The organism is Streptomyces sp. NPDC005898 (genome assembly GCF_040629635.1).
GTDB lineage: Bacteria > Actinomycetota > Actinomycetes > Streptomycetales > Streptomycetaceae > Streptomyces.
This window is the reverse complement of sequence record NZ_JBEXWC010000024.1, coordinates 52,567-78,085: the sequence shown is the minus strand read 5'-3', so window position 1 is coordinate 78,085 and position 25,519 is coordinate 52,567. Positions and strand designations below refer to the sequence as shown.

General features: G+C 70.7%; 23 protein-coding genes and 4 tRNA genes. 14 read left to right on the top strand and 13 right to left on the bottom strand.

The window, feature by feature from the left end:
• Positions 1-71: 71 nt before the first annotated feature.
• From hrpA to ABZ385_RS26760, 3 genes are all read left to right on the top strand, one after another.
• A complete protein-coding gene (gene hrpA / locus ABZ385_RS26770; RefSeq protein WP_358913567.1) occupies positions 72-4,061 on the top strand; it encodes an ATP-dependent RNA helicase HrpA in 3,990 nt (1,329 codons plus the stop codon).
• A 94-nt stretch (positions 4,062-4,155) separates the two neighbouring features.
• Positions 4,156-4,230: transfer RNA gene (locus ABZ385_RS26765), tRNA-Asp, on the top strand.
• 168 nt (positions 4,231-4,398) lie between these two features.
• Positions 4,399-4,608, top strand: coding sequence for a DUF6274 family protein (locus ABZ385_RS26760; protein WP_358585438.1), 210 nt, complete (start codon positions 4,399-4,401; stop codon positions 4,606-4,608).
• A gap of 461 nt (positions 4,609-5,069) precedes the next feature.
• On the opposite strand, the gene bldC is transcribed toward ABZ385_RS26760, so the two are convergent.
• Together bldC and ABZ385_RS26750 are read right to left on the bottom strand one after the other, a co-directional pair.
• The gene (bldC, locus tag ABZ385_RS26755) at positions 5,070-5,276 is read right to left on the bottom strand and encodes a developmental transcriptional regulator BldC (RefSeq protein ID WP_003949541.1); all 207 of its coding nucleotides are present in this window, start codon (positions 5,274-5,276) and stop codon (positions 5,070-5,072) included.
• Between the two features lie 468 nt (positions 5,277-5,744).
• Positions 5,745-6,641 (bottom strand): hypothetical protein, encoded by an 897-nt coding sequence (locus ABZ385_RS26750; RefSeq protein ID WP_358913566.1) that lies wholly within the window; start codon positions 6,639-6,641, stop codon positions 5,745-5,747.
• Between the two features lie 154 nt (positions 6,642-6,795).
• On the opposite strand from ABZ385_RS26750, the gene ABZ385_RS26745 reads away from it, so the two are divergent.
• Positions 6,796-7,872 (top strand): Glu/Leu/Phe/Val dehydrogenase dimerization domain-containing protein, encoded by a 1,077-nt coding sequence (locus ABZ385_RS26745; RefSeq protein ID WP_358585434.1) that lies wholly within the window; start codon positions 6,796-6,798, stop codon positions 7,870-7,872.
• 283 nt (positions 7,873-8,155) lie between these two features.
• Positions 8,156-8,410: a DUF3073 domain-containing protein gene (locus ABZ385_RS26740; protein ID WP_125513810.1), complete on the top strand. Its 255-nt coding sequence runs from the start codon at positions 8,156-8,158 to the stop codon at positions 8,408-8,410.
• Positions 8,411-8,499: 89 nt separating this feature from the next.
• On the opposite strand, the gene purM is transcribed toward ABZ385_RS26740, so the two are convergent.
• Positions 8,500-9,573 carry a phosphoribosylformylglycinamidine cyclo-ligase gene (gene purM / locus ABZ385_RS26735; protein WP_358697410.1) on the bottom strand — a complete coding sequence of 358 codons (1,074 nt, stop codon included), beginning with the start codon at positions 9,571-9,573 and terminating at the stop codon, positions 8,500-8,502.
• A 36-nt stretch (positions 9,574-9,609) separates the two neighbouring features.
• A complete protein-coding gene (purF, locus tag ABZ385_RS26730; protein ID WP_358913565.1) occupies positions 9,610-11,136 on the bottom strand; it encodes an amidophosphoribosyltransferase in 1,527 nt (508 codons plus the stop codon).
• Between the two features lie 193 nt (positions 11,137-11,329).
• Here purF and ABZ385_RS26725 point away from each other — a divergent pair, with 193 nt between their 5' ends.
• A complete protein-coding gene (locus ABZ385_RS26725) occupies positions 11,330-12,772 on the top strand; it encodes a sulfatase-like hydrolase/transferase (RefSeq protein ID WP_358913564.1) in 1,443 nt (480 codons plus the stop codon).
• A gap of 35 nt (positions 12,773-12,807) precedes the next feature.
• Here ABZ385_RS26725 and ABZ385_RS26720 read toward each other — a convergent pair whose 3' ends face one another.
• From ABZ385_RS26720 to purS, 8 genes are all read right to left on the bottom strand, one after another.
• Positions 12,808-13,281 (bottom strand): META domain-containing protein, encoded by a 474-nt coding sequence (locus tag ABZ385_RS26720; RefSeq protein ID WP_358582514.1) that lies wholly within the window; start codon positions 13,279-13,281, stop codon positions 12,808-12,810.
• A 97-nt stretch (positions 13,282-13,378) separates the two neighbouring features.
• Positions 13,379-14,179, bottom strand: a complete 801-nt coding sequence (locus ABZ385_RS26715; RefSeq protein ID WP_358913563.1) for a sterol carrier family protein — start codon at positions 14,177-14,179, stop codon at positions 13,379-13,381.
• Positions 14,180-14,189: 10 nt separating this feature from the next.
• Positions 14,190-14,828 carry a TetR/AcrR family transcriptional regulator gene (locus ABZ385_RS26710; RefSeq protein WP_358582510.1) on the bottom strand — a complete coding sequence of 213 codons (639 nt, stop codon included), beginning with the start codon at positions 14,826-14,828 and terminating at the stop codon, positions 14,190-14,192.
• Between the two features lie 5 nt (positions 14,829-14,833).
• On the bottom strand, positions 14,834-15,673 hold the full coding sequence (locus tag ABZ385_RS26705; protein ID WP_358913562.1) for a M23 family metallopeptidase: 840 nt from the start codon (positions 15,671-15,673) through the stop codon (positions 14,834-14,836).
• 32 nt (positions 15,674-15,705) lie between these two features.
• Positions 15,706-16,206, bottom strand: coding sequence for a helix-turn-helix domain-containing protein (locus ABZ385_RS26700; protein ID WP_358697318.1), 501 nt, complete (start codon positions 16,204-16,206; stop codon positions 15,706-15,708).
• Between the two features lie 125 nt (positions 16,207-16,331).
• Complete coding sequence (gene purL / locus ABZ385_RS26695; RefSeq protein WP_358582502.1) at positions 16,332-18,581, bottom strand: phosphoribosylformylglycinamidine synthase subunit PurL; 2,250 nt, start codon at positions 18,579-18,581, stop codon at positions 16,332-16,334.
• Positions 18,578-19,258 carry a phosphoribosylformylglycinamidine synthase subunit PurQ gene (gene purQ / locus ABZ385_RS26690; RefSeq protein ID WP_358582499.1) on the bottom strand — a complete coding sequence of 227 codons (681 nt, stop codon included), beginning with the start codon at positions 19,256-19,258 and terminating at the stop codon, positions 18,578-18,580. The genes purL and purQ overlap by 4 nt, the downstream gene beginning before the upstream one ends.
• Positions 19,255-19,506, bottom strand: coding sequence for a phosphoribosylformylglycinamidine synthase subunit PurS (gene purS / locus ABZ385_RS26685; protein ID WP_358582497.1), 252 nt, complete (start codon positions 19,504-19,506; stop codon positions 19,255-19,257). The genes purQ and purS overlap by 4 nt, the downstream gene beginning before the upstream one ends.
• A gap of 352 nt (positions 19,507-19,858) precedes the next feature.
• Between purS and ABZ385_RS26680 the strand changes: the two genes are divergently transcribed.
• The 8 genes from ABZ385_RS26680 (at position 19,859) to ABZ385_RS26645 (ending at position 24,420) form a co-directional block, all read left to right on the top strand.
• Positions 19,859-20,176: an Lsr2 family protein gene (locus tag ABZ385_RS26680; RefSeq protein ID WP_358582495.1), complete on the top strand. Its 318-nt coding sequence runs from the start codon at positions 19,859-19,861 to the stop codon at positions 20,174-20,176.
• Between the two features lie 122 nt (positions 20,177-20,298).
• Positions 20,299-20,370: transfer RNA gene (locus tag ABZ385_RS26675), tRNA-Gly, on the top strand.
• A gap of 79 nt (positions 20,371-20,449) precedes the next feature.
• A tRNA-Gly gene (locus ABZ385_RS26670) sits at positions 20,450-20,525 on the top strand.
• Positions 20,526-20,680: 155 nt separating this feature from the next.
• Positions 20,681-21,661 (top strand): ABC transporter ATP-binding protein, encoded by a 981-nt coding sequence (locus ABZ385_RS26665; RefSeq protein ID WP_358913561.1) that lies wholly within the window; start codon positions 20,681-20,683, stop codon positions 21,659-21,661.
• Complete coding sequence (locus ABZ385_RS26660) at positions 21,658-22,431, top strand: ABC transporter permease (RefSeq protein ID WP_358582491.1); 774 nt, start codon at positions 21,658-21,660, stop codon at positions 22,429-22,431. Before ABZ385_RS26665 ends, ABZ385_RS26660 begins: the two co-directional genes overlap by 4 nt.
• A gap of 16 nt (positions 22,432-22,447) precedes the next feature.
• Positions 22,448-23,716: a histidine kinase gene (locus ABZ385_RS26655; RefSeq protein ID WP_358913585.1), complete on the top strand. Its 1,269-nt coding sequence runs from the start codon at positions 22,448-22,450 to the stop codon at positions 23,714-23,716.
• Positions 23,713-24,324, top strand: a complete 612-nt coding sequence (locus ABZ385_RS26650) for a response regulator transcription factor (RefSeq protein WP_358913560.1) — start codon at positions 23,713-23,715, stop codon at positions 24,322-24,324. Before ABZ385_RS26655 ends, ABZ385_RS26650 begins: the two co-directional genes overlap by 4 nt.
• A gap of 23 nt (positions 24,325-24,347) precedes the next feature.
• Positions 24,348-24,420, top strand: a tRNA-Gly gene (locus tag ABZ385_RS26645).
• 62 nt (positions 24,421-24,482) lie between these two features.
• On the opposite strand, the gene ABZ385_RS26640 is transcribed toward ABZ385_RS26645, so the two are convergent.
• The gene (locus tag ABZ385_RS26640) at positions 24,483-25,379 is read right to left on the bottom strand and encodes a phosphoribosylaminoimidazolesuccinocarboxamide synthase (protein WP_358699923.1); all 897 of its coding nucleotides are present in this window, start codon (positions 25,377-25,379) and stop codon (positions 24,483-24,485) included.
• Positions 25,380-25,519 lie beyond the last annotated feature (140 nt).

The following is a 25,519-nucleotide window of genomic DNA, read 5'->3' as shown; positions in this document are numbered from 1 at the left end:
ACGTGCCGGGACACCTCGGGAGGGAAATCGGTTCGCCACCGCCGAGCGGCGGGTGAGATCCTGGACGGCGTATGTCTACGCAGCCCGCCCTCACCCTCGACACCCTCGCCTCCCGTCTGACCGAGCTCTCGCTGCGCGACGAGCACCGGATCGGGCGCCGGCTGGAGGGTGCCCGCCGCGTCCGCAAGCCCGAGGCCCGTGCCGCCGTCCTCGCCGAGATCGCGGCGGACGTGGCGAAGGCCGAGGCGCGGATGGCCGAGCGCGGCTCCCGCGTGCCCGCGATCACCTATCCCGAGCAGCTCCCGGTCAGCCAGAAGAAGGACGACATCGCCGAGGCGATCCGCGACCACCAGGTCGTGATCGTCGCGGGCGAGACCGGTTCCGGCAAGACCACGCAGATCCCCAAGATCTGCCTGGAGCTGGGCCGGGGCGTGCGCGGCATGATCGGCCACACCCAGCCGCGCCGCATCGCGGCCCGTACGGTCGCCGAGCGCGTCGCCGAGGAGATGGACACGCCGCTGGGCGAGGCCGTCGGCTGGAAGGTCCGCTTCACCGACCAGGTGAACCCGGACGGGACGTTCATCAAGCTGATGACGGACGGCATCCTGCTGGCCGAGATCCAGACGGACCGCGAGCTGCGGGCGTACGACACGATCATCATCGACGAGGCCCACGAGCGCTCGCTCAACATCGACTTCCTGCTCGGCTACCTCGCCCAGCTGCTGCCCAGGCGCCCCGACCTGAAGGTCGTCATCACCTCGGCGACCATCGACCCCGAGCGCTTCTCGCGGCACTTCGGGGACGCCCCGATCGTCGAGGTCAGCGGCCGGACCTTCCCGGTGGAGGTGCGCTACCGCCCGCTCCTGGAAGAGGACTCGGACGACTCCGACCGCGATCAGATCACCGCGATCACCGACGCCGTCGAGGAGCTCCAGGCCGAGGGCAAGGGCGACATCCTCGTCTTCCTCTCCGGGGAGCGCGAGATCCGCGACACGGCGGACGCGCTGAACAAGAAGAACTACCGGTTCACCGAGGTCCTCCCCCTCTACGCCCGGCTCTCGCACGCCGAGCAGCACCGCGTCTTCCAGCAGCACACGGGCAGACGGATCGTCCTCGCGACGAACGTCGCCGAGACCTCGCTGACCGTGCCCGGCATCAAGTACGTGATCGACCCCGGCACGGCCCGCATCTCCCGCTACAGCCACCGCACGAAGGTGCAGCGGCTGCCCATCGAGGCGATCAGCCAGGCCAGCGCCAACCAGCGCAAGGGCCGCTGCGGCCGTACGTCGGACGGCATCTGCATCCGCCTGTACAGCGAGGACGACTTCCTCTCCCGGCCGGAGTTCACGGACGCGGAGATCCTCCGTACGAACCTCGCCTCCGTCATCCTCCAGATGACCGCGGCCGGGCTCGGCGACATCGAGAAGTTCCCCTTCATCGACCCGCCGGACCACCGCAACATCCGCGACGGCGTGCAGCTCCTGCACGAGCTGGGCGCGCTGGACCCCACCCAGAAGGACCCGAAGAAGCGGCTCACGCAGCAGGGCCGCAAGCTGGCCCAGCTGCCGGTGGACCCGCGCCTGGCCCGGATGGTCCTGGAGGCCGACAAGAACGGCTGCGTGCGCGAGGTCATGGTGATCGCGGCGGCGCTCTCCATCCAGGACCCGCGCGAGCGCCCGGCCGAGAAGCAGGCCCAGGCCGACCAGCAGCACGCCCGCTTCAAGGACGAGACGAGCGACTTCCTCGCCTACCTGAACCTGTGGCGGTACGTCCGCGAGCAGCAGAAGGAGCGCGGCTCGTCGTCGTTCCGCCGCATGTGCAAGGCGGAGTACCTGAACTTCCTGCGCATCCGCGAATGGCAGGACATCTACGCGCAGCTGCGCACGGTCGCCAAGCAGCTGGGCATCCACGTCAACGACGAGGACGCGCCCGACGACCGCGTCCATGTCTCCCTCCTCGCCGGCCTCCTCTCCCACATCGGGATGAAGGACGTGAAGGAGTCCAAGGACGGCAGGGCCGCCAAGGACGGTGACCCCAAGCAGCGCGGCGGGCGCAACGAGTACATCGGTGCCCGCAACGCCAAGTTCGCGCTCTTCCCCGGCTCGGCGCTCTTCAAGAAGCCCCCGCGCTTCATCATGTCGGCCGAGCTGGTGGAGACCTCGCGGCTGTGGGCCCGGGTCAACGCGAGGATCGAGCCCGAGTGGGTCGAGCCGCTCGCCCAGCACCTCCTGAAGCGCACGTACAGCGAGCCGCACTGGGAGAAGGACCAGGCGGCGGTGATGGCGGTCGAGAAGGTCACGCTGTACGGCGTCCCGATCGTCACCGACCGCAAGGTGAACTACGGCCGGATCGACCCCGAGGTCTCCCGCGACCTGTTCATCCGCAACGCCCTCGTGGAGGGCGACTGGCGCACGCACCACAAATTCTTCGCCGCCAACCGCAAACTGCTCACCGAGGTCGAGGAGTTGGAGCACCGCGCCCGGCGCCGCGACATCCTCGTGGACGACGAGACGCTCTTCGACTTCTACGACCAGCGGGTGCCGGCGGACGTCGTGTCCGGCGCGCACTTCGACTCCTGGTGGAAGAAGAAGCAGCGCGAAGAGCCCGAACTGCTCGACTTCGAGCGCTCGATGCTCATCAACGAGAAGGCCGGTGACGTCTCCAAGGACGACTACCCCGACTCGTGGCGCCAGGGGCCGCTGAAGTTCAAGGTGACCTACCAGTTCGAGCCCGGCGCGGACGCGGACGGCGTCACGGTCCACATCCCGCTCCAGGTCCTGAACCAGGTCACGGACGAGGGCTTCGACTGGCAGATCCCGGGCCTGCGCGAGGACGTGGTCATCGAGCTGATCCGCTCCCTGCCCAAGCCGATCCGGCGCAACTACGTACCGGCACCGAACTACGCGAAGGCGTTCCTGGAGCGCGCGGTGCCGTTGCAGGAGCCGCTGCACGTCACGCTGGCGCGCGAGCTCCAGCGGATGGTCGGGGTGCCCGTCTCGCCCGACGACTTCGATCTGACGCGCGTGCCGGACCACTTGAAGATCACGTTCCGGATCATCGACGAGCGGCGTCGCAAGCTCGCCGAGGACAAGGACCTCGAAGCGCTCAAGCTGCGGCTGAAGCCGAAGGCCCGCCAGGCGCTCTCGCAGGCCGCCGCCGCGACCGCCGAGCGGACGGGCGGCTCGGCGGTGGAGCGCACGGGGCTGACGGACTGGAGCATCGGCGCGCTCAGCCGCGTCTTCGAGACGCGGCGGGCCGGACAGCCCGTGAAGGCCTACCCCGCCCTCGTGGACGACGGCGACACCGTCTCCGTACGCCTCTTCGACACCGAGGCGGAGCAGCGGCAGGCGATGTGGCGCGGCACCCGCCGGCTCATCCTGCGCAACATCCCGGTCAACCCGGGCAAGTTCGCCTCGGACAAGCTGACGAACCAGCAGAAGCTCGCCCTGTCCGCGAATCCGCACGGCTCCATACAGGCGCTCTTCGACGACTGCGCGATGGCGGCGGCGGACAAGCTGATCGCGGACTTCGGCGGGCCCGCCTGGGACGAGGAGTCCTACCGCAAGCTCTTCGACAAGGTGCGCGCGGAGATCGTGGACACGACCGTGCGGGCCGTCGGGCAGGTGCAGCAGGTCCTCGCCGCCTGGCAGGCCTGTGAGCGGCGCCTGAAGTCGACCAGGAGCCCCGTGCTGCTCGCCAACCTCGCGGACGTGCGGCAGCAGCTGGACGCCCTCGTCAAGCCGGGCTTCGTGACGGAGACGGGGCTGCGGCGCCTGCCCGACCTGATGCGCTACATGATGGCGGCGGACCGGCGGCTCCAGCAGATGCCGACGAACGCGCAGCGGGACACCAGCCGCATGGAGAAGGTCCACGAGATGCGGGACGAGTACCTGTGGCTCCTGGAACAGCTGCCGCGGGGCCGGCCCGTGCCGCAGGAGGTCCTGGACGTCCGCTGGATGATCGAGGAGCTGCGCGTCAGCTACTTCGCGCACGCGCTCGGCACGGCGTTCCCCGTCTCGGACAAGCGGATCGTGAAGGCGATCGACGCGCTGGCGCCGTGAGCACCCGGGCACGCAGGGTGAGTTCGACCGCCGGGCCTGCGCTGCTGTAGAGTCCTGTCTCGCAGCACAGCGCGCGAGCGAGTGCCGCGAGCAAGGTCCTGTGGAGCAGTTTGGAGTGCTCGCCACCCTGTCAAGGTGGAGGCCGCGGGTTCAAATCCCGTCAGGACCGCAGTAGAGGAAGACCCCGTAACCGCATCGGTTACGGGGTCTTTCGCATGTCAGGCCACCCGGCCCCTACGGCCTCCGGCGTGTTCTCGGGCGCGTGTCTTGACGGCGTCACATTCCGCCGGTACCCCGGACATCAGGGAGTCGACGGCAGGCTCCCGGGAGGTGACGCATGTCTGCTTCTTCCGCGTCCGCGCGGCACGAGACCCGGGCCCTGTTGCGCGCGCACCTCGCGGCGGCCTCCGGCTACCGCCACCTGACGCGCCACTGCCCCATCTGCCATCGGCTGCTGAGGCTCGCTCAGGAGCCCACCCAGGGCCGCGAGGACGGGTGCGGCGAACCCGACGAGGGCGACGGCGACGAGAGCCCCGCCGGCCCCTGACCCCTTTAGCGCAGCGACAACTCACACAACAAGGCGCGCGGCGTGTGACGGGTGTCACCGAACAAGTTTTGGAAAGGCCCGAACTTACACCCTTCCTACAACGGGCCAATTTAATATGTGCAATTGCACCACCCCCCGGACGCGCCCGCCTCGCACCGCCCACGCCCCCACGCGACCCCCGCACAGCCCCCGCGCGGCCCTCTCGGGGGGTGCCAGGCCCGCCCCCGGGCCCGCCCGCACACCCGCGCCGGCGCACAAAAAAATCGCGCTGGACCCGGCGGAGTCCAGCGCGATCGAACGACTCACCCATGCGGCTCAGGCGTGGCACCCGTTGGGGCGGGGACCGCGTCGCGTGTAGCTATATGTCGGACGTACGACCGGGTTGGGGGACCCGGCAGCAGTGGTGCTCTTCGCCCGAGTTGTGCGGGTTACTGCTGGTTGAGCGGTACTTCTGGCGTACGTCAGGCCTCGCTGCGCTGCTGCGGAATGCCCGCGAGCAGTGCGCGGACCTCAGCCTCGCGGTAACGGCGGTGTCCGCCGAGCGTGCGAATCGACGTGAGCTTGCCAGCCTTGGCCCAGCGCGTCACCGTCTTCGGGTCGACGCGGAACATCGTGGCGACCTCAGCCGGGGTCAGCAGCGGCTCGGCATCAGGGGTGCGAGCGGTCATGAGCGGCCTCCTCGGGAGAACCGAACCTTCTCGGTTCATTCCTCTAAATTCTGCACCTTGACCCGCGTTGCCCGAAATGGCGGACGCGAGTCGAGTCGGTTATAGGACGAACGGCTTGTCCTCGGCACTACAACTACACCATCCGTCCAGCCACGTCGGCCAAACCGATGGAATTGCCCTCCCAGGTGTTCATCACCGACGGAAGCCGATGGACCATGCCATAGCGGACAGTCACGCACCCGTGACGATCAGTCACAGAGCGATCAGGAGTCAACAGGACCCCCCATAGCGTGCAATGCAGAGCAATCCGCCCTTACTCGGACGGAAGGAGTCCTCCCCGGACTCCTTGTCCTATTTTGGCACGAGGAGGGGCGATGGGCGCAAGGGCGCGGTAAAGTGCGGTCCGTCACGCTTGACACAAAGGCCCGGATCGGGACCTACGTCCCGCCACCCGGTGCGCGCCGGCCCTCAGTTCGCGAACTGAAGGTCCCGGACCGCCCGCCATCGCTCCACGAGCCTCGCATACGCCTCGCCGGCCCCCTCGTCGTCGCCGGTGCGCAGCGCCTCGATCCCCTCGGCGACATCCGCCGCCGAGTGGTCCTCCTCCAGCTCCTCCTCGGAGACGGCGTGCACCAGGCCGCCGTAGTCCAGCTCGACCAGGGAGCGCGGGTGGAACTCCTCCAGCCACCGCCCGACGTCCACCAGCCTCTCGACGACCGGCGCCTCGTCCAGCGCCTCCCGCAGCGTCTTCAGACCCCGCGCCACCCGGCGCCTGGCCTCGACCATGGGTGTGCGGTAGCGCAGGACCGGCGCGGCGCCCGGCTCCCCCTTGTCGGCCTCGTCGGCCTTGTCGGGCCTGTCGCCCTTGTCAGCCTTGTCGCCCTTGTCATGGTCTCGCTCCTGTTCCGAGACGAGCACGAACCAGTGCAGCGGCACCTGCCACGTGGACGTACGGATCCAGGGGCGCGCGTCGGGGTTGCGGGCCAGCCACCGCTCGTAGTCCGCGGCCGTCTGCCGGCGCAGCACCGGCGGGAGCACCGCGTCCAGGACGGGCGTGGGCAGCTGCTCGGCGAGCGTGCCGAGGGCCTGCCACCCGCGCAGCCGGGTGCGCCACGGGCAGACGCACAGCACTCCGTCGACCTCCACCACGAAGGCGTCGCCGCTCTCGTGCACCGGCACCGGGACGGGCGGCGTCGGCACCAGGTCGGCCAGCGAGCGGCGCAGCTCGTCCTGGTACGAGGGGCGGTCCCGGCGCCGGGCGTAGCGCTCCCAGTGAGCGCGTTCCGGCTCGGGAAAAGCGGCAAGCGGCTCGTAGACACGCAAGTAGGACGCATAGGGGACCGTCACCGAAGACACCTTGGGCACGGCTGCTCCCTCCCCCGCGGACGGACCGGAAAACACTGTTGATCGTGCCATGGCCGAACCCGGCGGTGGACAGGCTCTAGTGTCATGCCCAACGGGCCCCCGCCACCCGTACGGGAGCCCGTCCATTGCCGCCACCCGACCGGGAGTCACCACAGTGACCGCAGCAGACAACGGCGTCCTGCACACCCTGTTCCACGCGGATCAGGGCGGCCATGAGCAAGTAGTGCTCTGCCAGGACCGCGCAAGTGGCCTCAAGGCCGTCATCGCCCTCCACTCCACCGCCCTCGGGCCCGCCCTCGGCGGCACCCGCTTCTATCCGTACGCGGACGAGGCGGCGGCCGTCGCCGACGCGCTGAACCTCGCGCGCGGGATGTCGTACAAGAACGCCATGGCCGGCCTCGACCACGGCGGCGGCAAGGCCGTGATCATCGGTGACCCCGAGCAGATCAAGAGCGAGGCCCTGCTCCTGGCCTACGGCCGCTTCGTGGCCTCGCTGGGCGGCCGGTACGTGACGGCGTGCGACGTCGGCACGTACGTGTCGGACATGGACGTCGTGGCCCGCGAGTGCCGCTGGACCACCGGGCGCTCCCCGGAGCACGGCGGCGCCGGCGACTCCTCCGTGCTCACCGCCTTCGGCGTTTTCCAGGGCATGCGGGCCTCGGCCCAGCACCTGTGGGGCGACCCGACCCTGCGCGGTCGCAAAGTCGGCGTCGCGGGCGTCGGCAAGGTCGGGCACCACCTGGTGGAGCACCTGCTGGCGGACGGCGCCGAGGTCGTGATCACCGATGTGCGCGAGGAGGCCGTGGCCCGGATCGTCCACCGGCATCCGTCGGTCACCGCCGCGGCGGACACCGAAGCGCTGATCCGCACGGCGGGCCTGGACATCTACGCCCCCTGCGCGCTCGGCGGCGCCCTGAACGACGCCTCCGTGCCGGCGCTGACCGCGAAGGTGGTGTGCGGGGCCGCCAACAACCAGCTCGCGCACCCGGGCGTCGAGAAGGACCTCGCCGACCGCTCGATCCTCTACGCGCCGGACTACGTGGTGAACGCGGGCGGGGTCATCCAGGTCGCCGACGAGCTGCGCGGCTTCGACTTCGACCGGTGCAAGGCCAAGGCCGCGCAGATCTTCGACACCACGCTCGCAATATTCGCTCGTGCGAAGAAGGACGGGATTCCGCCGGCTGCGGCGGCCGACCGGATCGCCGAGCAGCGGATGGCCGACGCGCGCTGAGCGCACGGCGCGGGCCCCGCCGGCGGGATTCGGGAGACAAGACTCACCCCCGTCGGCGGGTCGCCCGGCAAGAAGAGGTTAAAATCGCAGTTGACCAGCGAGGACGGGGCTCCTCGCGGGTTCTGCGCCGAGGCGCGTCCTGCGGGCGACGTACCGTATGGCCGCAGGAACAGGTACCGTGGAAGCCCTACGGACCGGTCTCTCCGAGGAGAGTCCGTCCTAGATCATGAACGCGTGTCAAGACTCTGGGGCCGTCGAGCCCCGTATCCGAGGGGGTCGAGCCATGGGGCGCGGCCGGGCAAAGGCCAAGCAGACGAAGGTCGCCCGCCAGCTGAAGTACAGCAGCGGCGGGACTGATCTGTCGCGTCTGGCCAATGAGCTGGGCGCTTCGACTTCGCAACAGCCACCTAATGGCGAGCCGTTCGAGGACGACGACGAGGAAGACGACCCGTACGCCCAGTACGCGGATCTGTACAACGTCGACGACGAAGAGGACTCCGACGAGTCCGGCCCGTCGTCGCAGCGCCGCGGCGCTTGACCTCGTTGTAGCGACTGCACTTCACCCGGTCCGGGGTGGGTCACCACCCCGGACCGGGTTTTGTGCTGCTGTGGGCCCTTCCGGGCGTCCTACTTGGCGTAGTCGCCGATGAGGGCCGCGCCCGTGGTGTGCTCGCCGCGCTCGGTGATCTCACCGGCGACCCAGGCGTCCACGCCACGGTCGGCGAGGGTGGTGAGCGCCGCGTCCGCCGACTCCTCGGGGACGATCGCGATCATGCCGACGCCCATGTTCAGCGTCTTCTCCAGTTCGAGCCGCTCGACCTGACCCACCGCACCGACGACGTCGAAGACGGCGTCCGGGGTCCAGGTCCCGCGGTCCACGATCGCGTGCAGATCGTCGGGGACGACCCGGGCGAGGTTGGCCGCGAGGCCGCCGCCGGTGATGTGGCTGAAGGCGTGGACGTCCGTGGTGCGGGTGAGCGCCAGGCAGTCCAGGGAGTAGATCTTGGTGGGCTCCAGGAGCTCCTCGCCGAGCGTGCGGCCGAACTCCTCCACCCGGCGGTCCAGCGTCCAGCCGGCGCGGTCGAAGACCACGTGCCGTACGAGCGAGTACCCGTTCGAGTGAAGACCGGACGAGGCCATCGCGATGACCGCGTCACCCTTGCGGATGCGATCCGGGCCGAGCAGGCGGTCCGCCTCGACCGCGCCCGTGCCGGCGCCCGCGACGTCGAAGTCGTCGGGGCCGAGCAGGCCCGGGTGCTCGGCGGTCTCGCCGCCGACGAGGGAGCAGCCGGCGAGCACGCAGCCCTCCGCGATGCCCTTGACGATGGCGGCGACACGCTCGGGGTGGACCTTGCCCACGCAGATGTAGTCGGTCATGAACAGCGGCTCGGCGCCGCACACGACGATGTCGTCCATGACCATCGCGACGAGGTCGTGGCCGATGGTGTCGTACACGCCCAGCTGGCGGGCGATGTCGACCTTCGTGCCGACGCCGTCGGTGGCGGAGGCGAGCAGGGGGCGCTCGAAGCGCTTGAGGGCGGAGGCGTCGAAGAGCCCGGCGAAGCCGCCGAGGCCGCCGAGGCCCGCGACCTCCGGGCGCTGGGTCTTCTTGACCCACTCCTTCATCAGCTCGACGGCGCGGTCGCCCGCCTCGATGTCGACGCCCGCGCTTGCGTAGCTGGCACCAGTGGTCTCAGACATGACGGTGAGAACTTTCGTGTCGTACTGCGTGGGGTCTTACGGGCGACGGATCGCGTCGGCGGCGGCGGTGCCCGCCGGGCCCGCGGCCAGTTCCGTCTCCAGAAGCTGCTTGCCGAGCAGTTCGGGGTCGGGCAGGTCCATCGGGTACTCGCCGTCGAAGCAGGCGCGGCAGAGGTTCGGCTTGTCGATGGTCGTCGCCTCGATCATGCCGTCGATGGAGATGTACGAGAGGGAGTCGGCGCCCATGGAGGAGCCGATCTCCTCGATGGTCATGCCGTTGGCGATCAGCTCGGCGCGGGTGGCGAAGTCGATGCCGAAGAAGCACGGCCACTTCACGGGCGGCGAGGAGATCCGGATGTGGATCTCGGCGGCGCCCGCCTCGCGGAGCATCTTGACCAGGGCGCGCTGGGTGTTGCCGCGGACGATCGAGTCGTCGACGACCACGAGGCGCTTGCCCTTGATGACTTCCTTGAGGGGGTTCAGCTTCAGCCGGATGCCGAGCTGCCGGATCGTCTGCGAGGGCTGGATGAACGTACGTCCGACGTAGGCGTTCTTGACCAGGCCGGCGCCGAAGGGGATGCCGGAGGCCTCCGCGTAGCCGATCGCGGCGGGGGTGCCCGATTCCGGGGTCGCTATGACCAGGTCGGCCTCGACCGGGGCTTCCTTGGCCAGCCTGCGGCCCATCTCGACCCGCGAGAGGTAGACGTTCCGCCCGGCGATGTCCGTGTCGGGGCGCGCGAGGTAGACGTACTCGAAGACACAGCCCTTGGGCTTCGCTTCCGCGAATCGGGACGTTCGCAGGCCGTTCTCGTCGATGGCGACGAACTCGCCCGGCTCGATCTCGCGGACGTAGGAGGCGCCGCAGATGTCGAGCGCCGCGGACTCCGAGGCGATGACCCAGCCGCGCTCCAGGCGGCCGAGGACCAGCGGGCGGATGCCCTGCGGGTCGCGGGCCGCGTACAGCGTGTGCTCGTCCATGAAGACGAGGGAGAAGGCGCCCCGGACCTGCGGGAGGATCCTGGCCGAGGCCTCCTCGGTGGTCAGCGGCTTGCCGTCGTCGTCCACCTGGCCCGCGAGGAGAGCCGTCACCAGGTCGGTGTCGTTGGTCGCGGCGACCTGCGTCGCGCGGCCGTTCTCCTTGGGCATCTCGGCGACCAGCTCGGCGAGCCGGGCCGTGTTGACGAGGTTGCCGTTGTGCCCGAGCGCGATGGAGCCGTGCGCGGTGGCACGGAACGTCGGCTGGGCGTTCTCCCATACGGAGGCGCCGGTGGTCGAGTAGCGGGCGTGACCGACCGCGATATGACCCTGGAGCGAGCTGAGAGAGGTTTCGTCGAAGACCTGGGACACGAGGCCCATGTCCTTGAAGACGAGGATCTGGGAGCCGTTGCTGACCGCGATTCCCGCGGATTCCTGGCCCCGATGCTGGAGGGCGTAGAGCCCGAAGTACGTGAGCTTTGCGACCTCTTCGCCCGGAGCCCAGACACCGAAGACGCCACAAGCGTCCTGGGGGCCTTTCTCGCCGGGGAGCAGATCGTGATTGAGTCGACCGTCACCACGTGGCACATCTTCGAGTGTAGGCGAGATCGACCACTGGTCCGAATTGGGGATACGACCCCTGTACGGAGGGTGAGCGCGGCCGGATCGCCGCCTCTGTGCTGCGGGCGCACGACGGCTCTGTGAACGGGGACGACAGCCTTGTGAACAGGGGCCGGCGGCCGTTGACGCCCCTTCCGGCGCGCCGGAAGGCTCCTCTTCCATGCGATCTCATGGACTGTCACGGCCCTCCCGGCCCTCCCCGCTCTCCCGGCGCTCGTTCGCCGGCGGGGTGGCGGGCGCGGCCGCCGCCGCCGCCGGCGTGGGCGCGGGTGCCGGAACCGCCGAGGCGGAGGCCGCCGAGCGTCCCTTCGCCGCCGCGCGCGGGCGGCGCTCGAAGCGGCCCAACATCCTGTTCATCCTGGGCGACGACCTCGGCTGGGCCGACCTGTCCTCGTACGGCTCCCCGCACATCAGGACGCCGCACCTGGACCGCCTCGCCCGCCAGGGGGTGCGGTTCACCGACGCCTACGCCGGGTCCGCGACCTGCTCCCCGACCCGCTTCAGCCTGTACACGGGCCGCTTCCCCGGGCGTACGAAGGGCGGCCTCGCGGAGCCCATAGCCGACAAGTCGGTGGGCCTCGAACCGACGCATCCCACGCTCGCCTCGCTGCTGCGCGGCGCCGGGTACGCGACCGCCCTGATCGGCAAGTGGCACTGCGGCTACCTGCCGGACTACTCCCCCACCCGCTCGGGCTGGGACGAGTTCTTCGGCAACTTCGGCGGCGCCCTGGAGTACTACTCGAAGCTGGGGCTCGGCGGGGAGTACGACCTCTACGAGGGGAAGGTCCGCGAAGGCGACGCCGAGTACAAGGACCTGAGGTACTACACGCGCGTCCTCACCGAGCGCGCGAGCGCCTACGTACGGCGGGACCACGGGGAGCGGCCCTGGCTGCTCAACCTCAACTTCACCACCCCGCACTGGCCTTGGATAGCGGACGGCGACGAGGAGCAGAGCGCCGAGATCGTACGCAGGATCAAGGCGGGCGACAAGGGCGCGCTCTGGCACCAGGACGGCGGCTCCGTCGAGAAGTACGCGCAGCTGGTCGAGGACCTGGACCGGTCCGTCGGCGAGGTGCTGCGCGCGCTGCGGGAGTCCGGGCAGGAGCGGGACACGCTGGTGTTCTTCGCCTCCGACAACGGCGGTGAGCGCTTTTCGTACAACTGGCCGCTGTCCGGCAACAAGGGGTCGCTGAAGGAGGGCGGCATCCGGGTGCCGACCCTCGTGCGGTGGCCGGCGCGGATCGATGGCGGGCAGGTCAGCGAGGAGCCCGTCTTCACGCCGGACTGGACGGCGACCCTTCTGGAGATCGCCGGGGCCCGGCCCGACCCGGCGTATCCGCTGGACGGCACGAGTCTCGCGCCGTATCTGCTCAGGGGCGCGCGCCTCCCGGCGCGCGAGCTGTTCTGGCGGGTGCGCGGGGAGCGGGCGCTGCGGCGCGGGGCGTGGAAGTACTACCGGGGCAAGGACGGCGCGGACCAGCTGTTCGACCTCGCGGCCGACCGGCGGGAGCAGGCCGACCGGGCGGCGGCCGAACCGCGGTTGCTGGCCGAGCTGAAGGCGGCGTGGGAGCGGACGGACAGGGAGCTGCTGCCCTACCGCTGAGGTCCCGCCGCCGTCGGGGTCCCGCCGGGAGGCGGCTACTTCTCCCGCTCGGCGTGCGCCTGGATCACCGTGCCGTCGGCGGTGGTGAGCTTCAGGGTCTCGCGCTCGATCGCGTAGCGCGCGGTGCCGTCGAAGAGCTTCAGCAGCCTGCGCTCGGTGCTCATCGCGGTGCCCGCGCACAGCTTCCGGGTGGTGGCGGGGGCGCCGAAGGTGATGCGGCCGTCCTTCGCCTCGGCCTTGGCGGTGACGTCGTTGCAGCCGAGGTTGCCGCGCACCCCGCCGTCCTTGCCGATCTTGAGATGGGCGCCGTCGGGGGCCGCGTACCTCTTGCCGCCCGCGGTGACGCTCTCGACGTTCCACCGGACGCCGGTGAGCGGCGCCTCGCTCGCCACGGAACGGCTGTCGGAGCCGCCTTCGGAGCCGGCTCCCGAGTCGGTGCCGCATGCGGTGAGCAGCAGCCCGGCGGAGGCCAGCGCGGTCAGGGTCAGGGTCAGACGCTGCGTGTGCATGGCGATGGGACGGGACGAGCGGGGGTGTCGGTTCCCTCGGCTCCGCCGGCCGGGGCATCCCGTGATCGGCGCCGGGGGCCGACCCGTGACGGACGCCCTAGGCCATGAGCGGCAGCAGCCCCGAGAGATCGGCCCGTTCCCCGCTCGCGCTGACCTGTGCCGCGGCCAGGGCGCTCGCCCACTCCGTACGTCCCGTGGCGAGGCGGATCCAGGTCAGCGGGTCCGTCTCGACGACGTTCGGCGGGGTGCCGCGGGTGTGTCGCGGGCCCTCGACGCACTGCACCACCGCGTACGGCGGGATCCGCACCTCCGTCGAGGCCCCCGGCGCCTTCAGCGCGAGCGCGTCGGCGAGCAGGCGCGCGCAGGCGGCCAGGGCCTGCCGGTCGTGGGGGACGTCGAGGCCCGGCACGGCGTCGTTCAAGTCGTCGGTGTGGACGGTCAGTTCCACCGTGCGGGTGACGAGGAAGTCGCCGAGGGTCATCGCCCCGAAGCGGGAGGGCACCAGGCGCTCGTCGGGCGCCGCGGCCAGGGACCGCTCGAAGTCGGTGAGGGTGCGCGCGAACAGCTCGTCCAGCGCCGTGCCCGCCGTCTCGGCGAGGGCGCGGGTGTCCTCGTCGACCTGGGCGGCCGCCGTGACGGTCGCGAAGGGCCAGTCCATGAGCGGCACTTCGTGGCGCGCCGGCTCCGGGGCGCTCAGATAGCGGTGGACGGTGCCGAGGACCATCGCGATGTGCGCCGACAGTTCGCGCACCGTCCAGTCGCCGAGCCGGGTCGGGCGGGCGAGCTGCTCGGGCGTGAGGGTGCGCACCGCGTCCCGTACGTTGCCGGACTGGGTGAGCACAGCGGTGCGGATCTTGGCGGAGTCGTACGATCGCGTGCGCTTCTTGGCCGGGGGCATGGAGTCGAGCCTAGACGCTGCCGGGGTAGCCCTGAAGGCCCTTCTCCACCAGCCCGAAGGCCCGTTCGGCGGACGCGGCGCAGTCCTTCGCGATGTCTTCGAGCGGGTCGCCGTCGAGGGTGCGCCGGTGGTTCTCCATGATGAGCGCGTTCCGGGCGCCGAGGAGCTGGGCGGCGGCGACCCGGGCGAGGAGCACGTCGCCCGTCTCCTCGGCGAGGGCGTCCGTGAGGAGCTGGACGCTGCGCATGTGGAAGATCACCATGCGGTGCGCGAGGGTCGGCGTCTCGTTGATGAGCTGGCGCACCTTGAGGGTGCGCGGGTCACCGCTGAGGCCGGTCGCCGGATCGCGCCCGGCGACCTGCTCCAGGAACTGGCGGCGCATGGCGGCCACCGCGGACTCGCCCGGCGCACGCTCGCGCACCGCGCGGGCGGGATCCCCGGCGTGCTCCTCCATGGGGGCGACGATCACGCCTTCCTTGGTGCCGAAGTAGTTGAAGACGGTCATCTTTGACACGTCGGCCGCCTCGGCGATCTCCGCCACGGAGACGTGGTCGAAACCCCGCTCCGAGCACAGGTCCACGGCGACCTGCCAGATCCGCGCGGCGGTCTGCCTCTTCTTGCGCGCCCGCAGTCCCAGCTCCTCAGTCATACGGATCACGGTACCGGGACGGCGCCCGCCCGCACCGTGAACGTCTCGCCGCCGCCGGGCACCCCGATCCCGCGCCAGCTGAACGGCACGCCCCGCGCCACGTTCAGGTCGGGCCCGTCCATCAACTGGAAGTGCAGATGCGGCTCGGTGGAGTTGCCCGAGTTCCCGCAGCCGCCCAGCCGCTGTCCGGCCACCACCTCGTCGCCCGCCCGCACGGTCAGCGAGCCCCGCTCGACGTGCGCGTACAGGGCGTACGTGCCCTCGCCGAGGTCGAGCACCACGTGGTTGCCGACGATGCCGCGGGCCCCGCCGACCGTCCTGCCGATGCCCTCGATCAGGAAGAAGTACAGGAGCGCGGCGAGGGAGTTGCGGCTGAGGTGGTCGCGCCGGCCGTCCTCCGCGTGTACGACGGTGGCGTCACCGGCCGCGAGCAGGGGCGCCCCGAACGCGGGGAAGGCGCGGTTGCGGCGTGTGACCGGCCACAGCCAGGCGAAGGCCGGGCGGGCGGGCCCCTCCTCCGGTACGGCCACGATGTCGATGGCGTAGGTCTGCCCGAGGCTGTGCGTGCCGTGGCTCGGCACCTTGTCGGCGGGGCTGTTCAGCGCCGACCAGCGGCCGGTGACGGGCGGCTCGACCTCGACGGGGGCCGGGGGGTCCGCCACGATCTCCCGGCGGGCGGCCCGGCGCCGGGCGAAGCCGATCGCGAGGACGGCGACGATCGGGATCCAGCCCGCCCAGTACGGGTACGGCAGCTCCACGAAGAACCCCGCCACGACCTGGACGAACACGTAGAGCACCAGCAGGCGTTGCAGCACCGCGGTGAATGTGCGCATACCCATGGACATGTCGTTCCCCTTGCTGCGGTCGGCGTGGTCGGTCAGGGACGCGCGGCGGAGAGCATCACGAGCAGCGGCACCATCCGCCCCGCCGGAACCTCGTGGCGGCCGCGTCCCGTGCTGTGCAGCCAGCCGGCGCCGGTCAGTTGGCGCAGGTGGTGGTAGATCTGGCCGGTCGTGCCGATGTCGTCGAGCGCGGCCAGCTCGGCGGCGGTATGGGTGCCCGCGATGATCTCCCGCAGCAGCCGCAGCCGCACGGGATGGCCGAGCGCGGCGAACGCATCGGCCGCCTCGGACCAGTCGTCCTCGAACAGCGACTCCGTGAGTCGGCCGTACTGCCACTCGTACCGGTGCCCGGTGGGCGTCCGCACGGCACCGGTGAACAGCACGGCACCGTCCGCGTCCCGCCCCACCGGGTGCCGTGCCTTCAGCGCGTCGAGGGCCCAGAAGTCGCCCTCCTCCACGGGGGGCGCGGTCGGGCCCGCGCTCTCCAGCTCCGCCAAACGCCGTTCCAGCTCGGTGACCCGCTCTTCCAGATCCATGGGCAGATCTTACGTAATTACGTAATGCCCATCAAGAGGGTCGAGGGATGCGGTGGCGAACCCGGGAACACCGAAGCCCCCGCCGGACGGTGCGGTCCGGGCGGGGGCTTCGCAAGAGGTGACCGTCAGGCGAAGAGGCCCGGGATCGTGCCCTCGTGCGCCTCGCGCAGTTCGCTCAGGGGCAGCGTGAACTGGCCCTGCACCTCGACCGCGTCGCCGTCGACGACGCCGATGCGCGTGACGGGCAGGCCCCGCGCGCCGCACATGTCGGTGAAGCGCAGCTCCTCGCTGCGCGGCACGGAGACGACCGCGCGCCCCGCCGACTCGGAGAAGAGGAACGTGAAGGCGTCCAGGCCGTCCGGGACGACCAGGCGGGCGCCCTTGCCGCCGCGCAGGCAGGACTCCGTGACGGCCTGCACGAGACCGCCGTCGGAGAGGTCGTGCGCGGCGTCGATCATGCCGTCGCGGGAGGCCGAGATCAGGATGTCCGCGAGCAGCTTCTCGCGGCCCAGGTCCACCTGGGGCGGCAGCCCGCCGAGGTGGTCGTGGATCACCTGCGACCAGGCCGAACCGCCGAACTCCTCGCGCGTCTCGCCGAGCAGGTAGAGGAGCTGGCCCTCTTCCCGGAAGGCGATCGGCGTGCGGCGGGCCACGTCGTCGATCACGCCGAGCACGGCGACGACCGGCGTCGGGTGGATCGCGGCCTCGCCGGTCTGGTTGTACAGCGAGACGTTGCCGCCGGTGACCGGGGTGCCCAGCTCCAGGCAGCCGTCCGCGAGACCGCGCACGGCCTCCGCGAACTGCCACATGACGTCCGGGTCCTCGGGGGAGCCGAAGTTCAGGCAGTCCGAGATCGCGAGCGGCCTGGCGCCCGAGGCGGCCACGTTGCGGTACGACTCGGCGAGCGCGAGCCGGGCGCCCGTGTACGGGTCGAGCTTCGCGTACCGGCCGTTGCCGTCGGTGGCGATGGCGACGCCGAGGCCACTCTCCTCGCTGATCCGGATCATCCCGGAGTCCTCGGGCTGGGCGAGCACGGTGTTGCCCTGCACGAAGCGGTCGTACTGGTCGGTGACCCAGGACTTCGCGGCCTGGTTCGGGGCGGCGACCAGCTTCAGGACCTGCGCGCGCAGCTCGTCCGCGTCCGCCGGGCGGGGCAGCTTGTTCGCGTCGTCCGCCTGGAGCGCGTCCTGCCACGCCGGGCGGGCGTAGGGGCGCTCGTAGACCGGGCCGTCGTGCGCGACCGTGCGCGGGTCGACGTCGACGATCTTCTCGCCGTGCCAGAAGATCTCCAGGCGGTCGCCGTCGGTCACCTCACCGACGACGGTGGCGATGACGTCCCACTTCTCGCAGATCTCCAGGAAGCGCCCGACCTTGTCCGGCTCCACGACGGCGCACATGCGCTCCTGCGACTCGCTCATGAGGATCTCCTCGGGAGTGAGCGTGGAGTCGCGCAGCGGTACGTCGTCCAGCTCGACGCGCATGCCGCCGGAGCCGTTGGACGCCAACTCGCTGGTGGCGCAGGAGAGTCCGGCCGCGCCGAGGTCCTGGATGCCGACCACGAGCTTCTCGGCGAAGGCCTCCAGGGTGCACTCGATGAGGAGCTTCTCCTGGAAGGGGTCGCCGACCTGCACGGCGGGGCGCTTGCTCGGCTTGGTGTCGTCGAAGGTCTCGCTCGCCAGGATCGAGGCGCCGCCGATGCCGTCGCCGCCGGTGCGGGCGCCGTACAGGATGACCTTGTTGCCGGGGCCCGACGCCTTGGCGAGGTGGATGTCCTCGTGCCGCATGACGCCGATGGCACCGGCGTTGACCAGCGGGTTGCCCTGGTAGCAGGCGTCGAAGACCAGCTCGCCGCCGATGTTGGGCAGGCCCAGGCAGTTGCCGTAGCCGCCGATGCCCGCGACGACGCCGGGCAGCACCCGCTTGGTGTCGGGGTGGTGCGCGTCGCCCATCCGCAGCGGGTCCACGACCGCGACCGGCCGGGCGCCCATCGCGATGATGTCGCGGACGATGCCGCCGACGCCGGTGGCCGCGCCCTGGTAGGGCTCGACGTACGAGGGGTGGTTGTGCGACTCGACCTTGAAGGTGACGGCGTAGCCCTGGCCGACGTCCACGACGCCGGCGTTCTCCCCGATGCCGACGAGCATCGCGTCGTTGTCGGGGACCTTCTCGCCGAACTGGCGCAGGTGGACCTTGCTGGACTTGTACGAGCAGTGCTCGGACCACATCACGGAGTACATGGCCAGCTCGGCGCCGGTGGGGCGGCGGCCGAGGATCTCGCGGACGCGCTCGTACTCGTCCTCCTTCAGGCCCAGTTCGGCCCAGGGCAGCTTGACGTCGGGCGTTTCGGCCGCGTGCTTGACGGTGTCCAGAGTCATGCGTTGACCAGCTTCTTCAGGATCGAGGTGAAGAATCCGAGGCCGTCGGTGCGGCCGGTCCCGACCAGCGGCTCGACCGCGTGCTCGGGGTGCGGCATGAGGCCGACGACGTTGCCCGCCTCGTTGGTGATGCCGGCGATGTCACGGAGCGAACCGTTGGGGTTGCCGTCGAGGTAGCGGAAGGCGACGCGGCCCTCGGCCTCCAGCATGTCCAGGGTCCGCTCGTCGGCGGTGTACTGCCCGTCGATGTTCTTGAGCGGGATCGAGATCTCCTGGCCCGCCGTGTAGTCGGCGGTCCAGGCGGTCCCGGCGTTCTCCACGCGCAGCTTCTGCTCGCGGCAGATGAAGTGCAGGTGGTTGTTGCGCAGCATCGCGCCCGGCAGGAGGTGGGTCTCGGTCAGCACCTGGAAGCCGTTGCAGATGCCGAGGACCGGCAGGCCGGCCTTCGCCTGCTCGATGACGGACTCCATCACCGGGGAGAACCGGGAGATGGCACCGGCCCGCAGATAGTCGCCGTAGGAGAAACCGCCGGGCAGCACCACGGCGTCGACCTGCTTGAGGTCCTTGTCCTTGTGCCACAGCGGCACGGCCTCGGCGCCCGCCACACGGACGGCGCGCCGGGTGTCGCGGTCGTCGAGGGTTCCGGGGAAAGTGACGACTCCAATTCGAGCGGTCACTTCTCGTCCTCCACCTTTACGACGAAGTCCTCGATCACGGTGTTGGCGAGGAAGGTCTCCGCCATCTCGTGGATACGGGCGAGGGCCGCGTCGTCCACCGGCCCGTCGACCTGAAGTTCGAATCGCTTTCCCTGACGTACGTCGGAGATGCCCTGGAAACCGAGGCGCGGCAGTGCACGCTGCACCGCCTGGCCCTGGGGGTCGAGGATCTCCGGCTTGAGCATGACGTCGACTACGACGCGTGCCACTGGCACTCCCGGTGTGTGGTGCTGGCGTGTGCTGCTTGCTGGTGCTGAGCAGGTCCCTTCAGACTACCGGCACAAAATTTCTACTCGCGTAGATTAGTAGCTTCCTACGTGATGGCGGTCACGTTCCGGGGGGTCCGCCGGGTTTCGGAGCGGCGGCCTTCGCGAGGAATCCGGGAAAAGATCACGGACCGGCATTGCGTGCGGACACGCGGAGGTATTCGGCCGGACTTCACAATTCAATGCCCGGCCCTGTACAAAGGAAAAGACAATAGTCGATACTTTGCCCAAAACAGCCGGACAGTCGACATCACCGCACGTCAGCGCGGTGGGTCGCACGAAGGGACCGATATTCGTGGCGCAGCGTGTCGTAGTTACTCTCTTTGACGACATGGACGGCGGGGAAGCGGCGGAAACAGTCGCGTTCGGTCTTGACGGCAAGTCGTACGAGATCGACCTGAACCAAACCAATGCCAAGAAACTGCGCACGGCACTCGCCCCGTACCTGGAGGCGGCCCGGAAGCGGTCGAGATCCGGCAAGGCCTACCGGCACACGGCCGTCTCCCCCGACCCGTCGGCCGTCCGGGCCTGGGCCCGCTCGCACCAGCTCGACGTACCGGCGCGCGGCCGCATCCCGAAGAAGGTCTACGAGGCCTTCGAGGCCGCCAACTGACCCGGCGTCCGCCGAGGTCCGAGCCCCTCGCGGCGATCGACTTGCGCTGCACCCCCGCTGGTCAGCTAGAGTCTGGAGCACGCCGAGGGGCGAGGCCGAAAGGCCGGGCCTCACGGAGTCGTGCGGGTGTAGTTCAGTAGTAGAACATCCCCCTTCCAGGGGGAAGGCGCAGTGTGCAATTCCTGTCACCCGCTCCGCATCGCTTACGGACCAGTCCTCTGGTTGCGGTAAGCTGGTGCTCGCGCCGATCAGTGAGAGCTGGTCGGAGGCAATGCGAACGTAGCTCAGTTGGTAGAGCGCAACCTTGCCAAGGTTGAGGTCGCGAGTTCGAACCTCGTCGTTCGCTCCAGTCAAGAAGGCCCCGGTCGATTTCGACCGGGGCCTTCTTCGTGTGCGCTTCCGTGGCCGCTCCCCGGGGGCCCTGCGGGGGCTTCTGACATTTGTCATGCGGGCCGGTGACAGTCCGCACTGCTGCCGCGCCCCTGACCGGGGGAAGCTTCTCCCATGACGGACCAAGTGATCGACGTGAGAGATCTCCGGCGCGTGTACGGGGGAGGTTTCGAGGCGGTGCGGGGCGTTTCCTTCGGGGTGGGGCGCGGCGAGCTGTTCGCGCTCCTCGGCACCAACGGCGCCGGCAAGACCTCCACCGTGGAGCTGCTCGAAGGCCTCGCGGCACCCGCCGGCGGGCGGGTCCGGGTGCTCGGGCACGACCCGTACACCGAGCGCGACGCGGTACGGCCGCGCATCGGCGTCATGCTCCAAGAAGGCGGCTTTCCCGCCGAGTTGACCGTCGCCGAGACGGTGCGGATGTGGGCCGGGTGCACCAGCGGGGCCCGGCCAGCCGCTCAGGCCCTGGACATGGTGGGCCTCGGCAAGCGCTCCCGCGTACGCGTCAAGCAGCTGTCCGGCGGCGAGAAGCGGCGGCTCGACCTGGCCCTGGCGCTCATCGGGCGGCCCGAGGTGCTCTTCCTCGACGAGCCCACCACCGGCCTCGACGCCGAAGGGCGCCGCGAGACCTGGGATTTGGTCCGCGAACTCCGGGACGGCGGCACGACCGTGCTGCTCACCACGCACTACCTGCAGGAGGCCGAGGAACTGGCCGACCGGCTCGCGATCCTGCACGAGGGCCGGATCGCCGCCGAGGGAAGCGTCGCCGACGTGGTCGCCGCCCAGCCCTCCCACGTCTCCTTCGAACTGCCCGAGGGGTACTTCGTCGGCGATCTGCCGCCCCTCGTCGAGCTGGGCGTCAGCGGGCACGAGAGCACGGGGCGCCGGGTGCGGCTGCGGACGCGGGACCTCCAGCGGACCGCCACGGCGCTGCTGGTGTGGGCCAGGGACGCCCGGGTCGAGCTGCGGGGGCTCGACGTGCGGGCGGCCTCGCTGGAGGAGGCGTTCCTGCGGATCGCGCGGGACGCCGAGCGGACGCGGGGCACGGAACACGGGGATTCCCGGGGGGACTCGGCCGAGAAGGAGATGGCGGCATGAGCACGGTGACGACTCCCGTGGGGCGGATGCGGGCGCTGGCGCGCGCCGAGATGACCCTGCTCGGGCGGAACAAGGGGACGCTGTTCGCCGCGCTGTTCGTGCCGTTCGTCCTCCCGGTCAGCATGCGGCAGGCCACCGAGGGGATGGACCTGAAGGGCACCGGCCTGTCCGTCGGCACCGTCGTGCTGCCGAGCGCCCTCGGCTTCTCGCTGCTCTTCGCCGTGTACGCCACCCTGACCGGCGTCTACGTCGCCCGGCGCGAGGAACTGGTGCTCAAGCGGCTGCGCACCGGCGAGCTGCGGGACGCCGAGATACTCACCGGCGCCGCGCTGCCGTCGCTCGCGATCGGGATCGTGCAGTGCCTCGTCCTCGGCGTGGGCTGCGCGGTGCTCCTGGACGCCGGGGCGCCGAGCGCGCCCCACCTCGTGGTGCTCGGGGTCGCCGCGGGCCTCGTGATGTTCGCCGCGCTGGCGGCCGTCACCGGAAGCTTCAGCAGGACCACCGAGTCCGCCCAGGTCATGAGCATGCCGCTGATCTTCGTGTCGATGATCGGCTCCGGGCTCATCGTCCCGTTCGAGGTCATGCCCGACAAGGTCGCCCGGATCTGTGAGCTGCTGCCGCTCTCGTCGGTCGTCGAGCTGGTCCGCGGCGGCTGGGCCGGCCACCTCTCGACGGGCGACACCCTCGGCGCCCTCGCCACGGCGGTGGTCTGGACCCTGCTGTCGGTGTTTGCTGTACGGCGGTGGTTCCGCTGGGAACCCCGGCACTGAGGGAGGGGTCGGCGTGATGGGGATCCGGGCCTGGCAGCGCGACTGGCGGCGCCGGCGCCAGATAGAGAAGGTCGAGTTCCAGAGCCTGGCCATGTGGCACGCCATGCCCTGGCTCTTCTACCTCAGCTGGGGTTCCGTGCCGCTCGCCCTGAGCCTGAGCGCCGGGCCCGCCGCGCAGATCCTCGGCTGGGCGCTGATCGCGGTGGGCGCCGCGCAGAGCGCGCACGTCAACCGCAGCCTCCGACGCTCGCTCGACCACTACCTGAAGCGGGGCCCGCTGCCGCGCCGGGACCTCGCCGTCGGAGGCGCCCTGCTCGTCGTCGCGTTCGGCCTCGTCCTCGGCCTGGAGGCGGTGGACGGCGTCACCGAGGGAATGATCGGCTTCACGACGCTGTACCTGATGGCGCCGTTCGGCCAGTCGCTCGCCTTCACCGGGACGGTGCGGGACTTCCTCGTCCGCATGGCCGTGATCGACGCCGTGGCCGTGGCCGGATTCGCGGCCGTCGGGGTGCACGACGAGCGGCTCGCCGGGTTCGCCGCGCTCATCGCCTTCGGGGCCCTGCTGACGCTGCTCTCCGCGCGGTGCGGCGCCTGGACGCTCTCCGTGATGTGGGAGGCCGACCGGGCCCGCGAGGTCGAGGCACGGCTCGCGGTCGCCGAGGAGCGGCTGCGGTTCGGGCGGGACCTGCACGACGTGATGGGCCGCAACCTCGCCGTCATCGCCCTCAAGAGCGAGCTGGCGGTCCAGCTGGCGCGGCGCGGGCGGCCCGAGGCCGTGGACCAGATGGTCGAGGTCCAGCGGATCGCGCAGGAGTCGCAGCGGGAGGTGCGGGAAGTGGTACGCGGCTACCGCGAGGCCGATCTCGGGACGGAACTCCTCGGGGCGCGGGGCGTCCTGGAGGCGGCCGGGATCAGCTGCCGGGTCACCGGCTCGGCGGCGGGGCTGCCGGCCCCCGTGCAGTCCGCGCTCGGCTGGGTCGTACGGGAGGCGGCCACCAACGTGCTGCGGCACGGCGACGCGTCCCGCTGCGACATCACCCTGACAGTGACGGACGAACGTACGACGCTGACCGTCGAGAACGACGGCGCCCCGGACGCCGCGCCCACGGCCGGCGGCTCGGGCCTCGCCGGGCTCAGGGAACGGCTGGCCGAGGTCGACGGCACCCTGGACCACGCGGCCGGGCGGGGCCGCTTCCGGCTCACGGCGACCGTGCCGTCGCCGCGGCCCGCCACCGAAAGCGGCCCGGCGGCGGCCGCGTCCCCCCGGAGCGAGGTCCTGCTGTGAGCGCCGTGCGCGTGCTGCTCGCCGACGACGAACACCTCATCCGGGGCGCCCTCGCCGCGCTCCTCGGCCTCGAGGACGACCTCGTCGTCGTCGCCGAGGCGGCGACCGGCCCCGAGGCGCTCGCCATGGCGCGGGCCCACCGGCCCGACGTCGCGGTGCTCGACCTCCAGATGCCGGGCGCCGACGGTGTGAGTGTGGCCACATCCCTGCGGGACGAACTCCCGCACTGCCGGACCATGATCGTGACGAGTCATGGCAGACCGGGACATCTCAAGCGGGCCCTCGCGGTGGGCGTACGCGGCTTCGTTCCGAAGACCGTCAGCGCCCAGCGACTCGCCGAGATCATCCGTACCGTGCACGCCGGAAACCGTTACGTGGACCCGGAGTTGGCCGCCGACGCGATCTCCGCCGGGGACTCGCCGCTGACCGCCCGGGAGGCCGAGCTGCTCGAACTCGCCGCCGACGGGGCGCCCGTCACGGAGATCGCCGAGCGGGCCGCGCTCTCCCCCGGGACCGTCCGCAACTACCTCTCCTCGGCGGCCACCAAGATCGGGGCGGAGAATCGTCATGCGGCGGTGCGTCTCGCACGCGAGCGAGGTTGGGTATAGTTGTCCTCGCGCTTCGGCGCAACGCGGACGTAGCTCAGTTGGTAGAGCGCAACCTTGCCAAGGTTGAGGTCGCCAGTTCGAACCTGGTCGTCCGCTCAAGTGAAAGGCCCCGCTCCTCGGAGCGGGGCCTTTCCCGTGCGTCCTCACGGCCGCCCGCGCTACCAGGCGGTGCCGGTGAGCCGCTCGTACGCCTCGATGTACTTGGCGCGGGTGGCGTCCACCACATCCTGCGGCAGCGCCGGCGGCGGCTGCTCGCTCTTCCGGTCCCAGCCCGAGGCCGGCGACGTCAGCCAGTCCCGCACGAACTGCTTGTCGTACGACGGCTGGGCGTGGCCCGGCTCCCACTGGTCCGCGGGCCAAAAACGCGACGAGTCGGGGGTCAGGACCTCGTCGCCGATGATCAGCGCGGTGCCGTCGAAGCCGAACTCGAACTTGGTGTCCGCGAGGATCAGGCCGCGCTCGCGCGCGATGTCCCGGGCGCGGCTGTAGACGGCGAGCGTGACCTGCCGCAGCTGAGCGGCGGTCTCGGCGCCGACCTGGCGGGCGACCTCTTCGTAGCTCACGTTCTCGTCGTGCTCGCCGACGGCGGCCTTCGCGGCGGGCGTGAAGATCGGCGCGGGCAGCTCCGAGCCGTCGACCAGGCCCTCGGGCAGCGCGAGGCCGCAGACGGTGCGGGTGTCGCCGTACTCCAGGAGGCCCGAGCCGGTGAGGTAGCCGCGGGCCACGCACTCCACCGGGATCATCTCCAGGGACTTGCAGACGAGCGTGCGGCCCTCCCAGTCGGCGGGCGCGCCCTGCGGCAGGTCGGTGGAGATGACGTGGTTCGGCACGATGTCCGCGAGCTGGTCGAACCACCACAGGGACAGCTGCGTGAGGACGCGGCCCTTGTCCGGGATCTCCGAGGGCAGCACCCAGTCATAGGCGGACAGGCGGTCGCTGGCCACCATGATCAGCTCGCCCGCCTCGTTCCGGTACAGCTCGCGCACCTTGCCGGTGTGAAGGTGCGCCAGGCCCGGGATCTGCAGCGGCTCGGGCTTTTCTACGAATCCGGACACGGTTCCCTCCAGTGCTTTAGGCCAAGTCGTGTCGATTCTCCCGTATCGACGGCGCGGTCCCGGCCACGGGTCGGCTGCGGCGGGCGATCAGGGCTGGTCACAAGGGGTACGGGGTCCGGGGTCCCGGGGGGGGCCGGGGG

Coding starts and splice junctions, on each gene's coding strand:
- hrpA (WP_358913567.1), top strand. CDS start 72: ATGTCTACGCAGCCCGCCCTCACCCTCGACACCCTCGCCTCCCGTCTG.
- ABZ385_RS26760 (WP_358585438.1), top strand. CDS start 4,399: ATGTCTGCTTCTTCCGCGTCCGCGCGGCACGAGACCCGGGCCCTGTTG.
- bldC (WP_003949541.1), bottom strand. CDS start 5,276: ATGACCGCTCGCACCCCTGATGCCGAGCCGCTGCTGACCCCGGCTGAG.
- ABZ385_RS26740 (WP_125513810.1), top strand. CDS start 8,156: ATGGGGCGCGGCCGGGCAAAGGCCAAGCAGACGAAGGTCGCCCGCCAG.
- purM (WP_358697410.1), bottom strand. CDS start 9,573: ATGTCTGAGACCACTGGTGCCAGCTACGCAAGCGCGGGCGTCGACATC.
- ABZ385_RS26725 (WP_358913564.1), top strand. CDS start 11,330: ATGCGATCTCATGGACTGTCACGGCCCTCCCGGCCCTCCCCGCTCTCC.
- ABZ385_RS26720 (WP_358582514.1), bottom strand. CDS start 13,281: ATGCACACGCAGCGTCTGACCCTGACCCTGACCGCGCTGGCCTCCGCC.
- ABZ385_RS26715 (WP_358913563.1), bottom strand. CDS start 14,179: ATGCCCCCGGCCAAGAAGCGCACGCGATCGTACGACTCCGCCAAGATC.
- ABZ385_RS26710 (WP_358582510.1), bottom strand. CDS start 14,828: ATGACTGAGGAGCTGGGACTGCGGGCGCGCAAGAAGAGGCAGACCGCC.
- ABZ385_RS26705 (WP_358913562.1), bottom strand. CDS start 15,673: ATGTCCATGGGTATGCGCACATTCACCGCGGTGCTGCAACGCCTGCTG.
- ABZ385_RS26700 (WP_358697318.1), bottom strand. CDS start 16,206: ATGGATCTGGAAGAGCGGGTCACCGAGCTGGAACGGCGTTTGGCGGAG.
- purL (WP_358582502.1), bottom strand. CDS start 18,581: ATGACTCTGGACACCGTCAAGCACGCGGCCGAAACGCCCGACGTCAAG.
- ABZ385_RS26665 (WP_358913561.1), top strand. CDS start 20,681: ATGACGGACCAAGTGATCGACGTGAGAGATCTCCGGCGCGTGTACGGG.
- ABZ385_RS26660 (WP_358582491.1), top strand. CDS start 21,658: ATGAGCACGGTGACGACTCCCGTGGGGCGGATGCGGGCGCTGGCGCGC.
- ABZ385_RS26655 (WP_358913585.1), top strand. CDS start 22,448: ATGGGGATCCGGGCCTGGCAGCGCGACTGGCGGCGCCGGCGCCAGATA.